Origin of the sequence: Mariniflexile sp. HMF6888 (assembly GCF_044335535.1) — a bacterium.
In the GTDB taxonomy this organism is placed as follows: domain Bacteria; phylum Bacteroidota; class Bacteroidia; order Flavobacteriales; family Flavobacteriaceae; genus Mariniflexile.
Genome location: NZ_JBIQVZ010000009.1, coordinates 1 through 14,501, shown reverse-complemented (window position 1 = coordinate 14,501; position 14,501 = coordinate 1). Strand labels below are relative to the sequence as shown.

Below are 14,501 nucleotides of genomic sequence, written 5' to 3'. Positions count from 1 at the left end.
CCTTTAATTTCGTCTGTCGTTTCTACGTCTGTCGTTATTACGTTTAGGGCGTCGGCTACTATCGTTTTTTTGAGTATTCGAATTAGCAGACCTCTCATTGTTTCTACTTCGGTTTCCACCACCACGTTGTTGGCGTTTTTCGGGTTCGGTAGAAGCATTCGGGTCAGGTTCAAAACCTGCCACTATTTCAACAGGAATCTTAATTCCAACCAACTTTTCAATATCACGTAAAAAGGTAGTTTCATCGGCGCTCACTAACGAAAGCGCTTCACCACTAGCTCCTGCTCTACCCGTTCTTCCAATTCTGTGTACATAATCTTCAGAAATATTAGGTAATTCAAAATTAATAACGTGTGGCAATAATGGAATATCCAAACCACGGGCCGCAATATCGGTCGCTACCAAAACACTCACACTTCCGCTTTTAAAACCACCCAGTGCTTTGGTACGTGCGCCCTGACTTTTATTACCATGTATAGCGGCAGCTTTTATACCTGCTTTTGCCATTTTTTCACATAGCTTATTGGCGCCATGTTTGGTTCGTGTAAAAACCAACACTTGTTTCCAATTGCCATCTGAGATTAATTTAATAATCAAATCGGTTTTTAAACCTTTAGCTACGCGATATACTTTTTGTGAAATGGCATCAACCGTCGTGTTTTCGGGTGTTGCTTCTACCTGTATGGGATTGTTTAAAATACCATGTGCCAGTTTTTTAATATCGGACGAAAAGGTTGCCGAAAACATTAAGTTTTGGCGTTTCTCAGGCATGAGTTTAATAATGCGTTCTATATCGCGTAAAAACCCCATATCGAGCATGCGATCAGCTTCATCCAAAACCAAAATCTCAACACGTTTTAAAGATATATGGTTCTGATTTATTAAATCCAATAATCGTCCTGGTGTTGCCACCAACACATCAATACCTTGACGCATCGTTGTTACTTGTGGATTTTGATTGACGCCTCCAAAAATAACAGCACTTCGCAGTTCTAAAAACTCACTGTATTCTTTGACGTTTGCATATACTTGTGCTGCCAATTCGCGCGTTGGCGTTAAAATCAATGCACGAATGGGTCTGTATTTTTCTTTTGGATTTTCTGATAAAATGTGTAAAAGCGGTAATGTAAAACCTGCTGTTTTACCCGTACCCGTTTGTGCACTTGCCAATACATCTTTACCTTGTAAAATAGGTGGAATGGCTTTTTGTTGAATGGGACTTGGGGTTGTGTATCCTTTTTTGCTAATAGCTTTTAGCAAGGCTTGGGATAAGCCTAATGAGTTAAATTGCATATAATTTGTTTAGTAGCCCTAAATTGGACATTTTAAGATGACAATCTATGAACTAAACATCACCTCTTTTTTTATTAAGCGGCAAAGGTACGGTTAATTTATTGTTATATGCTATTTATTTAACCCATACACATAGCCACGGAAAACTTAAAGATCTATTCTGTTAAAATTTTGTTAACGAAAATATTTGCTAATAATATGCTTAAAGCATTACTTTTGCATCAATAAATCATTGAGCTATGAATCCATCAGCTAAAGGCTGGATAAAAAAATTGCTTAAAGAAGTAGCTAAAAACAATTCTTTTTTGAATGTTGAAAGTGAAACCTTTTATTACGCTTTAAGAGATTGTGGTTTTATTTATGGAAGTAATTTTGATGTTGTTTGCAACGTTATTTCAAAAAAAGATCTCACAGACGAAGAACTTTCTAAAACCAATTTGTGCTTAGCTTTAATTTATACCCACAAAAATTCTGGTTCTGAAATACCTTTTATAGAAAGTGTCATTAATTTTTACACGGAGATAAACGAACTTAAAACCTCGTTCTTTTTAGGGTTTCTTGGTGAAAAAAAATCTAATGAGCAATTAGAAAAAATAATACATAAGCGTATTCAGATTGATGATAACTTCATTACCAAAAACTTTAATTACTTTATTATTAATGCACTTATATATGTTGATATATTAGCGTATGAAACGTTTTTAAAAAGTGAATCCATATCTATTGAATATATTAAAAACCTAGAGTCTTCTATTGAAGCCATTTCTTTAGGGGCTTTAAAATCAAAAGCATCAAAAAATAAATATGACAACAGTTTAATTAAATTGTTCGAATCGTCTTTACGCTATCATAACAACACACCTATAACATATCCTGAAGCCATAAAAAACATAAAAACCAATCTTGAAAAATATTATATCTTAGATTTGGAGTGTATGGCTACTTGGAGCGACAAAACCATTGACCAGAAAGAACAACTGTTTTTACTTCAATTAAGTACCGATTTACAGGTTGATACGCAACACATAAAGCAATCCATGAAAACGGTAAATACCTTTTACCATGTACATAGAGACCAAATTGCCTTGTTAAGTTCCAATAATATGGCACAGAGTTTCTACAACAACTCCAGTAAAATGGTAAAAAAATTAATTACAAGAAATAGTAAACGCCTGTATCAAGAATTAAAAGACAGCAAAGAACTTATGGTGCTACTTACACAATCTACCCAACGCGATTTAACCCCTCTTGAGCAGAAAAAAGTACAGGAACAACTATTAGACATTTTTAAATCCATCCCTAGTCTTGCCATCTTTTTGTTGCCTGGTGGTGCACTTTTATTGCCTTTGGTTGTTAAATTCATCCCCAAACTGTTACCTTCTGCCTTTGATGAAAACAGAATTGAGGAATAATAATTTATAGAAGTGGTTTAAACTTTTTCGATTGAAGCGAAAATCAGTCATTTTTTGTCCAATCGAAGCCTTTTTTGAGTTGCATAGTATCTCTACGGAAAGAAAAAAAGATGTAGAGTGGGCAAAATAGGGCGATTTTTTAGCCAATTAGAAAAAGTTTAAACCACTTCATTATCTCAATTTTTTCATTAAATTTACCAATACTTCGTATTAACCTAAAAATCCAACTTAAACTTTGAAGAAATCGTACTCCATTGAGGAAATTAACAGCTTTTTAAACGGCGAGTTAATTGGAAACACCACACAAACCATTGAAGGTCCGGAACAATTACAAAACGCAAAAAGCAATCATATCTCCTTTATAGGAAGTACAAAATATATAAAATATTGGGCAGACTCTAAAGCTTGTGCTGCTGTAATAAACGATAATTTAAAATTAGAACCAGGGGATAATAGAGCCTTAATAAAAGTGAAAAATGCCGATTTAGCCATGGCTAAAATATTAGAGCTCTTCAACCCTTCACCACCAGAATTCGCTGTGGATATCCACCCTACAGCGGTCATACACGACTCGGCAAAAATTGGGGAGGGTTGTAAAATTGGTGCAAACTGTTATGTTGGTAAAGATGTAGAATTAGGCAATGGCGTTGTTTTATATCCTAATGTGTGCGTGTTTGATGAAACCATTATAGGAGACCATACGGTTGTTTGGTCTGGAACCGTTATTCGCGAGCGCTGTATTATTGGTAGCCATTGTATTTTCCATACCAATGTAAGTATTGGTGCCGATGGTTTTGGATACAGACCTAGTGAGGATGGACGAGGCCTCGTTAAAATACCTCAAATAGGTAATGTTATCATTGGGCATTATGTGGAAATTGGCGCCAATTCATGTGTAGATCGCGCCAAGTTTAGCTCCACCATTATTGGCGATGGCTGTAAAATTGATAATTTAGTGCAAATAGCCCACAACAGTATTATGGGACGCTCTTGCATTATGGCAGGCCATAGTGGACTTGCAGGTTCCGTGACCTTGGGCGATGGTGTTATCATTGGCGGTAGTGCTTCTATTAAAGACCATACCACTATTCATTCTGGAGCTACCGTTGGCGCAGGTTCTGGGGTTGTTGGGGATGTTGCTGCTGGAAAAACCGTTTTAGGATATCCTGCTCAAGATGCCCGAGACATGCTAAAACAGTGGGTCGCTTTAAGGCAGTTTATGAAAAAACAATAATTTAATACATAAGTAAGTTGAAAGTTTAAACGTTGTAAAGTAAAAAGGAAACATATTGTAAATAGTAGTTTAAAATCAATCTGTTGCGTCACTTTGCCTAATTTTAAAACACGACATTATTCAATGGTTGTTACTTATACGCCATAAACCACAAAGCTTTTTAAATAATTATGATGCAAAATATTGAAAATATAGAATTACAGTATTTAACTTTAGAAGACTATCAAGAGCTAAAGGAAGTCATGATTGAGGCTTACGCCAATATGCCTGGGTCGTATTGGAGAAAATATCACATAAAATCTTTAATTGAAAAATTTCCGGAAGGACAAGTGGTCATCAAAGTAAACAATCAACTTGTTGGATGTGCGCTATCTATTATTTTGGATTATGATAAATTTGATGATCACCATACATACGAACAAATAACCGGTAACTTCACCTTTGATACCCATAATAGTGAAGGCGACGTACTATATGGCATTGATGTGTTTATAAAATCGGAATATCGCGGTTTGCGCTTGGGCAGACGCTTGTATGACTACCGTAAAGAACTTACCGAAAAACTAAACTTACGAGGCATTGCTTTTGGGGGTAGGATTCCCAACTACCACAAGTACGCCGAACAAATGAGCCCGAAAGAATATATAGAGAGGGTAAGAAGAAAGGAAATTCACGACCCTGTACTAAACTTTCAAATATCCAACGATTTTCACCCTTCAAAAATACTAAAAGGCTATTTAGAAGGCGACAAAGCTTCCAACGAGTTTGCTGTACTTTTGGAATGGGACAATATTTATTACGAAAAGAAAACGACTAAAGCTATAACCAAGAAAAAGGTAGTGCGCCTTGGCTTAATACAATGGCAAATGCGCTTGTATAAAAGCATGGAAGACCTCATGCAGCAAGCCGAATATTTTGTTGATGCGGTGTCGGCATATCGGTCTGATTTTGCGCTGTTCCCAGAGTTTTTTAATGCCCCTTTAATGGCCGACCATAACCACATGCCCGAAAGCCAAGCCATTAGAGAGTTAGCAGCATTCACACCCGTTATTGTTCAAAAATTTTCGGAACTAGCTATTTCATACAATATCAATATCATTACAGGCAGTATGCCCGAGTTACGAGGTGACTTGCTATACAATGTAGGCTACCTGTGTAAAAGGGATGGAAGTACCGAACGTTATGAAAAACTGCACATAACCCCAGATGAGTCCAAAGTTTGGGGCATGCAAGGCGGTAGTGAATTAAGAACTTACGATACCGACTGTGGTAAAATAGGCATTCTTATTTGTTATGACTCCGAATTTCCTGAGTTAAGCCGTATTTTAGCCGATGAAGGCATGGACATTTTGTTTATACCGTTTTTAACCGATACCCAAAATGGCTATTCCAGAGTTCGCCATTGCGCTCAAGCCCGTGCTATTGAAAACGAATGCTATGTGGCTATAGCTGGTAGCGTTGGTAATTTACCTAAAGTGCATAATATGGATATTCAATTTGCACAATCTATGGTATTCACGCCCTGCGATTTTGCTTTTCCTGCAAACGGTATCAAAGCCGAAGCAACCACCAATACCGAAATGATTTTAATTGCCGATGTGGATATTGATATGCTTCGCGAACTGAACCAATTTGGTAGCGTTAGAAACTTACGGGATAGAAGAAAAGACCTTTTTGAGTTGCGTAAGAAATAGATTTATTTCTTTCCTAAAACATAATTCATGATACCATTTAAATTCATAATAGCATTGATTTTAATTCCAAATTTATTGCTAGCCCAAAATGAAGCTGATGTTGCTCAATTTAATAGAGCACTAAATCAATTTCTTAATGTACGGGATTTTTGTATTTCACAAAATGGCGACGAAGCCTTTTTTACTATACAAAGTCCTGGACAGGAAATCTCCCAAATAGCTTACATTAAAAAGGAAAACAATAAATGGCTAGAGCCCGAACTTCTTCCTTTTTGTGACAACTACATGTATTTGGAACCCTTTCTGTCGGTTGATGGAAAACGACTCTTTTTTGTTTCCGACAGGCCTCTAGACGATTCTAATGCCAATAAAAAAGATTTTGACATTTGGTATGTTGATAGAAATAGTACGGATAATGATTGGTCTAAGCCCAAGAATTTAGGGAAACCCGTTAACTCTAACTTAGATGAATTTTATCCTTCTGTTAGTGAAAATAACAACTTGTATTTTACAATGGTGTCTCCCAATGGATTAGGGAAAGATGACATTTATTTTTGCAAATGGGAAGCTGGCAACTATTTAGCTCCTGTTTTATTAGACGAAAATATAAACAGTAGTGGTTATGAATTTAATGCTTTTATTTCAAAGAAAGAGGATTTTATAATATTCACAAAGTATAATGAGAAAGACGGCTTAGGAAGTGGCGATCTGTACCTATCAAAAAAAGATATTACCGGAACATGGAAAAAGGCAGTAAACCTAGGCGCGCCCATTAATACCAGGTATATGGAATACTGTCCCTTCTATGATGATAAAAACCAAATATTATATTTCACAAGTAAAAGGAATAACATGAAGCCAAAAACTTTTAATAAAATATCTGAGTTAAAAAAGCATATTGAGCAAAGTGATAATGGCTTAAGTAAAATTTACATGATTTTATTAAAAATAGAATAGAACGGGTTAAACCAATTAATTGTAATAACTAGTTAACACCAATCTAAAAATGACAAAGAGAATAGAAACATACATAGTTGACTCTTTTACAGACAAACCCTTTAAAGGAAATCCAGCAGGTGTTTGTGTTTTAAATCAAGAATTATCGAGTACACAAATGCAATCTATCGCAAAAGAATTGGGGCTTTCCGAAACTGCTTTCATAATTCCAAATGGTGAACTGAATGAATATGCGATAAGATATTTTTCTCCAAAAATGGAAATTCCTCTTTGTGGACACGCAACATTAGCTGCGTCTAAAGTTCTTTTTGAAATTAATTCTGAAATAGTCTCAATTCATTTTAAGAATATTCAGAATTTAAATTTAATGATTAGAAAAAATGGAGAAAAAATTGAAATGGAATTCCCTGTCTATGATACAGTTCCTCAAGTCGCGCCTAAAGAGTTACTGAATGCTCTAGGAATAGAAAAAATAATTAATAGTGAATTTAACAAGGAAACAAATATCCTACTTCTGGAAATCGAGAGTAGTGAATTATTAAATAATTTGTCTCCGGATTTTGAACACCTAAAACGTTCACATAATAAAATAAACGGCGTGTTAATTACGGCAATCTCGAAAAAAAAAGACTTTGACTTTGAATCAAGATACTTTTGGCCTTGGAGTGGAACGAATGAAGACCCAGTAACTGGAGGAACACATACTTTCTTGACAAAGTATTGGAGTACACGCTTGAAAAAAAGGAAAATGAATTCTTATCAATGTTCTGAAAGAACTGGATTTATGGAAGTAGAACTGATTGCCAATAATAAATTAATAATAAAAAGTCAAGCTCAGATTGTTTTAAAAGGAGAATTGAGGATATAAAAACGGGCATACACAATGTATAAAAAAATAGCCGAGCAAGTTGTAAACACAAGGGCTGTAGCCGCTTCTAAATTGTTATGATTAGAAAAGTTTGAAGCCCGCAATCGGCTACTATTTGTATACCATTCGTTACTCCAACCATTCCCTAAAATCTTTAACACGTTCGCGGGCAACAATAACCTCACCGTCGTTATATGAGTTTAACTTTATTTGCAAGCGCGAATTGGTATAGCTTACCATATCTTTTATAGCATTAATATTTACAAAGAATTTGCGGTTGATGCGGAAAAAGGTTTGTGGCTCCAGTTCGTTTTCCAATAATTCCAAAGTAGTATCCAAAAGGTAATTTCTGCCATCGGAAGTGTATAAATACGTGCCTTTATTTTCGCTGTAAAAGCATTCTATCTCTTTAATATTAATCAGTTTTAAATGTTGTCCCACTTTTACTGAAAAGCGTTTTTTGTATTCGCGGTCTATGGGGTTTATGAGGAGTTTTTTGATGTCGTTAAAATCTAAAGTAACGGCTTGTTTTTGGGGCAAGCGTTCTTGGTATTTTTTTACGGCTTTTGCCAAATCGTCGTCGTCGATGGGTTTTAGTAAATAGTCAATACTGTTAAGTTTGAAGGCTTGCAGCGCATAGGCATCATAAGCTGTGGTAAAAATAACGGCGGATTTAATTTCTACTGCTTCAAAGATTTCGAACGAGAGTCCGTCACTTAATTGAATATCCAGAAATATAAGATCGGGGTGCGGGTTGTTTTGAAACCAATGGATAGCTTCTTCTACGGAATGCAACATGGTTTTGGTTTCCATGTCTAAAGCACTAAGCATGCGTTGCAAACGTCTTGCTGATGGTTTTTCGTCTTCTATGATGATGGTGTTCATTGCTTTATGGTTCTGGGTTCAAGGTTTTGGGTTCAAGGTTTGTGGTTTGGGGTGGTTTTTGGTTGATGGTTTTTGGTTGTTGGTCGTTGTGCGTTAGGGATTGCAGCAAGCTACCGTGTAGCGTGGAAAGCCCGACCGCCTGTCCTGAGCGAAGTCGAAGGGTGTGGTAACGCTCTAATACTATTTTCTCGCAAAGCCGCAAAGTCGCTAAGCAGCAAAGTTGCAAAGCCGTTAAGCTAAAAATTAACTTTACTTCCAAGGTTTTTTGTCTTTTTCCATGAGTTCTTTTATTTTTTTCTCTTCCCAGTCTTTTCCCAAGATGAAGTTTGGCGTAAAAACCGATAGGCCATGAGCTAGTAAACCGATACCCCAAAAGAATAAGGTGGTGAAATTATGCCATTGGAAATAGCTTTCGCCAGCGTTTAAATTTTGAATGTTGATAACAACTATCATCGTATTGATTACCACATATACCACGGCATGTGTGTAAAAGCTTTTTATACGTTTTACGCGTTTTACAGCACACTGGTAACGGTCTTTTTCTATATAATTATCCATTATTTCCAGGTTTTATTGTTTGATGATTCTTCTTTTTCCAGTATTTCTTGAATTTTGCGCTCTTCCCATGATTTTCCGTATCCGAACACTCCGAAGGCATGAAATATTAAGCCCATACTCCAGCTCGACATGGGAAACCAAAACCATTGAAACTCCCATGAAGTACGGTAGTTTATAAATATTAAAAACGGGATGACTATACAATAAGACAGTAAATTAGAATAAAAGCCCTTAATTTCTTTGACGCGCTTTTTGGCTTTATAGTAAGCGTCTTGTTCGTTATAATTATGATTGGTTTCCATGTTATGAATTTGTTTTGTAAGCATTGGTATGGCGACCGCAAACCTATTTGCTTCTTTATTAATGTTTATTTTTTTTGTAGTTAGCAGATCGTAACGCTGCATAATGTTGTTTAAACCCACGCCACTGCTCTTTTTTACTATTTGTTTGGGTTGTAAGTTATTTTCGACCACCAAGCTATCTGCATCTTCATAAATTTTTATATGTAATGGGTTGCTTGATGTTACGGTATTGTGTTTTACGGCGTTTTCCAAAAGCAGTTGCAATGATAGTGGCACAACTTTACTTTCTGGATTGTTCGCCTTTTCGGGGATATCGAAAATAATACTGTCTTCAAAACGCATTTTTAATAGCAACATATAGGTTTTGGCGAATTCCAATTCTTCATCTACCAATACCAATTCTTTGTTTTTTTGTTCCAAAACATAGCGATATACTTTGGATAGTGAGGTGGTAAACTTTTGGGCGTTTTCTGGGTTCTCTTCAATTAAACTAGTCAATACATTTAAACTGTTGAAAAGAAAATGTGGATCTAACTGATTTTTTAACGCATCGAATTTCGCACTTGCCGTATCTGCAATGACTTTTTGTTCCTTTATTTTGCTTTGTTGATACTTATTATAAAAGTACACAAAGTGAAAAATAATAACGATGGTTAAGGTTATCCATAACCCAAACTGGTAATACTGGATTTTTTCGTTAGTTATAAAATCTTGAAACGACCTACCATTAAACACTACCGCCGTAAATGCCCTGAGAAGAAACAAACCCATTAAAGTTAATACCGTAGAGCCTACAATCCCTATTGTGATACGTTTTATCTTATCACTCTTTTTCCATTGGAGGCGTTCCATATAATCGAAAAAGTACATGTTACCAAACCCAAGAACAAAACTATATAGTTGATACAGTGAAAAGTTTACTAAAAATTCGTCAACACTTTTAAAACTAAGGCCACCAGACAAGGCATTCCCTACCCCAAAAACAGCACAACCTATTGCAAAACTTAAAATGATTGATTTTCTTAGTTTTCTCATGACTTTGTTTTAAACGACCTACGTTACTCTTTACAAGATCGCCATAACATTTCTGCGCGTTCTTTTCCCCAATTTGGGCTAAATGGTGTTTCAGGTTTAAAGTTAACAAAAAGTTCTAATGCATGTTCTAAATCCTTACAGAATGGTTTGGTATCTTGTCCAAAATACTTAGCGCCACCTATATGCCATTCGGCTTTACAGTAAACAACTCGTGGGTTTTCTGGTGCTATCATTTCTGCTTTGGTATACAACTCTACAACTTTACCAGATAAGGTCATACCATAAGTGGCACCATCAAAAGCTACCCAAGCGGTATGCAATAAGGCTTGAAGTACTAAAATTTCAGGATTATCTTTTGAAATTGCCGTAGCATCGTTAATTAAATTTTGTGCCTTTTTAAGTTGATCCGATAGTTTTTCTTCGTTTTTTTCACCAAAACTTCTAACAATATTAATTTGAGCCGCATAGTACAGAGGCAACCAATTATCTGGTTCTGCTTTTGCGATGCGTTCAAATAAATTAGAGGCTTCGGTTGGGTTATTACTGCCCCAAAGTTCAAAGGCTTTTTGCATGCCCTGTTCGTAATTAGTTTGAGCATTCGTTACTACCGATACTAAAAATGTTGCGATGATGATTAAATGTTTCATTTGGTTTTTGTTTTAAATTATGAAACAAATATCCATCTCTTTTGGAGGTTCTAAAAAAACGACTTACTCAATTGTATTTTTTTTAGGATGGATTGTATTGAACTCATCTTGATAAGTCATAAAAAAAATCAAGAAATATAATATCTCTTGATTTTTCAACAAATAACTATTAACTAAATTCAAATACTATCGTTCATGATACTTAAAGTAAATAGGCACAGCGTAAGCGACTCTAACAGGTTTTCCTCTTTGTTTGCCAGGTTGCATTTTAGGTAATAACCCAATAATACGCTCAGCCTCTCTTTCTAAAATTTTATCCGGACCTCTTGAGCGTATTCCAGTGGTAACACCTTTAGAATCGATGGTAAATACAACCGACACACGTCCTTGAATACCAAGTTGTAACGCCGTTTCCGGATAATTGAAATTCTTAATTACATGTTCTTGCACTTTTCGTTGAAAGCAATCTTTAGTCTCACTTTTTGATAAGCCTTCGCAACCGGGAAACACAGGCACATCTTCAATTACAGCAAACGCTACCTCTACATCTTCTTCAACATACGCCACTTTAACATCACTAACACCAACAACACCCTTATCAGTATTTGAAATGGCTTCATTTTGGTTCGTTTCACTACTCTCCATAACTGTTTCTTCAATTTCAACAACATCATCAACTATTTGAATACTTTCGCTATATGCTATGGGTGGCGGTGGCGGTGGTGGTGTATTTATATTTATTACGGGTATTTCTTCTTCCCGCTCAGCTTCCATAGTTAAAACATCCATCTCGACCTCACTTTTCTCATAAGTTTTATACTCTAAAGCTTGCCAAGAAAAAAACAACATTAAGTTTAAACCAATAGCAAAATACAAGCTACTGTTTCTACCAATTTCTAATTCTGGGTTCTTCTTTGAAGGTAACATGACAAATTCTTTTGTTACCATAAAATTATTAGAAACTAAAACATCCTACTATGATATTTATCATATTAATTCGTTTTTAAAAAATTGATTTCGTGAGAAAAAACTACCGACTCATCAGCAGTCGACACAGTCAACAAAAACCGATCATACCTTTAATTTTCAGCGAATTAACTAAATATGACTTTTGTTGCTACGCACTCCCAACTCCCAAAAGATATGTTACAAATTATCCAACTGATTACTCTCCTTATCCTCACTAATGGTCCAAAAGAAGCCCACAAAAAAGAATTGGTCGGCTGCGGGTTGTAATGAACGACGGTTAAAATTCCCATTCATATCAGGCGTACTAGCATATTGGTAACCATTAATATTTTTAAAACCCAGCACATTGTTTACCGAAGCGTATAGTATTTTTTGCGGACTTATTAAATACGCCCAATTCACGCTTAAACTATTATATGCTTTTGTTTTTTCGTTTAAAAAACCAATTTTATTTGGATTTGTATAAGTTCTGCCCGATGCAAAGGCATAACTAAACCCTACTTGACTGCGCCAATCATTAATCCAGTATTTCCCAACTACCGACACATTCTGGGTATTCACAAAGTTTGGTTGTGCTTGTGTTGGGTAGTTTTTATAATCCCGTTCGGTATCCAACAGCGAATAACTCACCCAATAATCCACATTTTTAATGCTTTTGCTATCTCGCCAAAAGAAATCGATACCCTTTGCATATCCCGACCCGTTGTTGCTGTAATTGCTGTTAAAGTCGGCAAAGTCCGTGTCATACTTTACCAAGTCGCTATAGTCTTTATAGTAAGCTTCAGCCCTAAAAAGCTTTCTATCGCCATTGTATTGATAGTTCGCTATAAAGTGCGAAGCATTTTGTGCTTTTAAATCTTGGTTGTATATTAAAATGTTGCTCGATGGGTTTTGATAAAAATTCCCATAAGCTAAAGACAACTGACTTTTACCTGATGTTTTATAGGCCAAAGACGCCCTTGGTGCGATGGTAGCCTCTTCAAACAATTGGCTATATTCGGCACGCACCCCGGTTTTAAATGCTAAATTTTTAGAAATAAAGATATCGGCCTCTGCAAAAGCTGCGGCAATATTACTATCGTACCCATATTTAGCATCATTTATAGAGGCGTCGTTGTAGGTTTCTTTAAAATTGGTAACGTAGTATTCTACACCAAAATATAGCTTAAAACGGTTGCTTATTCTGTTGTTGAATTTTAATTTGGCATGCATCGAGTTTTCATTGTCTTCAACAGCACTTTCAATAATATTTAAACGGTTGCTGCTATGGGTATAACTTATTCCTGTAAAAACCGACCAAGTAGCATTCAATTCCCCTTCATAAGAACTGTTCAAATAAATATTTTTATTGTTCAATTTAAAATGAACACTTTCCGGATAGTTAATATCTTCTTGTGTTAATTCAAAATCAGTAGTATCAAAAGCGCCGTATAATTTAAACAAACCTTTATTCATTTTTTTTCTGAATACGGTTTCACCCGAAACAGTTTCATAAGGTTTAATCCAATTATTTCTATTAGGAAAAATAGCGTTATAAGGTGCTAAATTAATATAAGACACATTAAAACTCAACGAACTTTCGCGCCACTTTTGAGTGTTTCCAATTGCGCCACCAACACTCATTATACCTATATCGGTTTTCTCTTGGTCGGGTTCGTCAATGGTATTTAATAGCAAGACACTCGATAGTGCTTGACCAAACTCTGCCGAATAACCTCCCGTAGAAAAAGTAATCCCATCAAACAAAAAGGGCGAATAGCGTCCACGTGTCGGTGCATTATTTGTAGTTGGCGTGTAAGGTGTAAACACACGAATACCGTCAATAAAAATCCGGGTTTCATCGGCATCACCACCGCGTACAAACAATCTGCCATCTTCGGCAACGGTAGTGGTCCCTGGTAAAGTTTGCAAAGCACCTACAAAATCGCCCAAAGCACTGGCTGTTGTAACAACATCCAATGGTTTTAAAACATTCACTTTACTGTTATCGCCTGCCGAAAATGTTCCCGCAGATAGTACTACCGCATCCAACGTATTGACATCTTCTCGAAGTCTTACATGCAAATTTTTCATATAAGTTACATCGCCTACCATAGTAAAAGTCTCAAAGGACAAATATGATACCACCAATGTTTGTGTTCCTGTTTCACTGGTTACAAACGAAAAGCTTCCGTTTTCATCGGTCGTACTACCATCGTAAGTACCTTGCAAATAAACATTAGCCCCTGGTATAGGCATACCTTTTACATCGGTAACTTTTCCGTTAATGGTAGTTAGTGCTGTTGAGAAGTTCGAAATGACCAAACAAAAAATGATGGTTAGTTGTTTCATTATAAAATTGATTCGTTCGTTTTTGATGATGAAGCAAAATTGAACCTTATCCACCAATTGAAAAACTAATACTAACCGAATTGTAAAAATCCAAGGATGAATTGAATATTTGTAAAAAAACATTCAACGAACTCGTCTTGACTTTTTTGATTAAAGCGAAAAGATAGAGACGTTTATTTTTGTGATTTGGTTGCTTTTTTACTGTCCAAAATCATGTGTTTTTTAATTTTTTTTAAGGAAGAAAAACAACAACAAAAAGTACTTTTCATAATTTTTTTATCTCATTTTTGGCAATGAAATTTTCTTGATTTTGAAA

At 35.7% G+C, this 14,501-nt stretch carries 12 protein-coding genes; 5 read left to right on the top strand and 7 right to left on the bottom strand.

All coding sequences use genetic code 11. The features are described from left to right. Window positions 1–3: 3 nt before the first annotated feature. The gene (locus ACGLWY_RS15810) at window positions 4–1,293 is read right to left on the bottom strand and encodes a DEAD/DEAH box helicase (protein ID WP_396620639.1); all 1,290 of its coding nucleotides are present in this window, start codon (window positions 1,291–1,293) and stop codon (window positions 4–6) included. Window positions 1,294–1,532: 239 nt separating this feature from the next. Here ACGLWY_RS15810 and ACGLWY_RS15805 point away from each other — a divergent pair, with 239 nt between their 5' ends. The 5 genes from ACGLWY_RS15805 to ACGLWY_RS15785 all read left to right on the top strand — a co-directional run bounded on the left by ACGLWY_RS15805 (window position 1,533) and on the right by ACGLWY_RS15785 (window position 7,458). Then, window positions 1,533–2,705 (top strand): LETM1-related biofilm-associated protein, encoded by a 1,173-nt coding sequence (locus tag ACGLWY_RS15805; RefSeq protein WP_396620638.1) that lies wholly within the window; start codon window positions 1,533–1,535, stop codon window positions 2,703–2,705. 235 nt (window positions 2,706–2,940) lie between these two features. Then, window positions 2,941–3,939, top strand: a complete 999-nt coding sequence (lpxD, locus tag ACGLWY_RS15800) for a UDP-3-O-(3-hydroxymyristoyl)glucosamine N-acyltransferase (RefSeq protein ID WP_396620637.1) — start codon at window positions 2,941–2,943, stop codon at window positions 3,937–3,939. Window positions 3,940–4,109: 170 nt separating this feature from the next. Further along, window positions 4,110–5,633 (top strand): GNAT family N-acetyltransferase, encoded by a 1,524-nt coding sequence (locus tag ACGLWY_RS15795; protein WP_396620636.1) that lies wholly within the window; start codon window positions 4,110–4,112, stop codon window positions 5,631–5,633. Window positions 5,634–5,660: 27 nt separating this feature from the next. Beyond that, window positions 5,661–6,590: a hypothetical protein gene (locus ACGLWY_RS15790; RefSeq protein ID WP_396620635.1), complete on the top strand. Its 930-nt coding sequence runs from the start codon at window positions 5,661–5,663 to the stop codon at window positions 6,588–6,590. Between the two features lie 49 nt (window positions 6,591–6,639). Further along, complete coding sequence (locus ACGLWY_RS15785; protein WP_396620634.1) at window positions 6,640–7,458, top strand: PhzF family phenazine biosynthesis protein; 819 nt, start codon at window positions 6,640–6,642, stop codon at window positions 7,456–7,458. Between the two features lie 129 nt (window positions 7,459–7,587). Here the strand turns inward: ACGLWY_RS15785 and ACGLWY_RS15780 are convergent, their stop codons facing one another. From ACGLWY_RS15780 to ACGLWY_RS15755, 6 genes are all read right to left on the bottom strand, one after another. Further along, complete coding sequence (locus ACGLWY_RS15780; protein WP_396620633.1) at window positions 7,588–8,343, bottom strand: LytR/AlgR family response regulator transcription factor; 756 nt, start codon at window positions 8,341–8,343, stop codon at window positions 7,588–7,590. Between the two features lie 249 nt (window positions 8,344–8,592). Beyond that, window positions 8,593–8,901: a 2TM domain-containing protein gene (locus ACGLWY_RS15775; protein ID WP_396620632.1), complete on the bottom strand. Its 309-nt coding sequence runs from the start codon at window positions 8,899–8,901 to the stop codon at window positions 8,593–8,595. After that, window positions 8,901–10,238, bottom strand: a complete 1,338-nt coding sequence (locus ACGLWY_RS15770) for a 2TM domain-containing protein (protein ID WP_396620631.1) — start codon at window positions 10,236–10,238, stop codon at window positions 8,901–8,903. Before ACGLWY_RS15770 ends, ACGLWY_RS15775 begins: the two co-directional genes overlap by 1 nt. 23 nt (window positions 10,239–10,261) lie before the next feature. Further along, window positions 10,262–10,885 carry a hypothetical protein gene (locus ACGLWY_RS15765; RefSeq protein WP_396620630.1) on the bottom strand — a complete coding sequence of 208 codons (624 nt, stop codon included), beginning with the start codon at window positions 10,883–10,885 and terminating at the stop codon, window positions 10,262–10,264. A 186-nt stretch (window positions 10,886–11,071) separates the two neighbouring features. After that, window positions 11,072–11,812, bottom strand: coding sequence for an energy transducer TonB (locus ACGLWY_RS15760; protein ID WP_396620629.1), 741 nt, complete (start codon window positions 11,810–11,812; stop codon window positions 11,072–11,074). 219 nt (window positions 11,813–12,031) lie between these two features. Beyond that, window positions 12,032–14,185 carry a TonB-dependent receptor domain-containing protein gene (locus ACGLWY_RS15755; RefSeq protein WP_396620628.1) on the bottom strand — a complete coding sequence of 718 codons (2,154 nt, stop codon included), beginning with the start codon at window positions 14,183–14,185 and terminating at the stop codon, window positions 12,032–12,034. Window positions 14,186–14,501 lie beyond the last annotated feature (316 nt).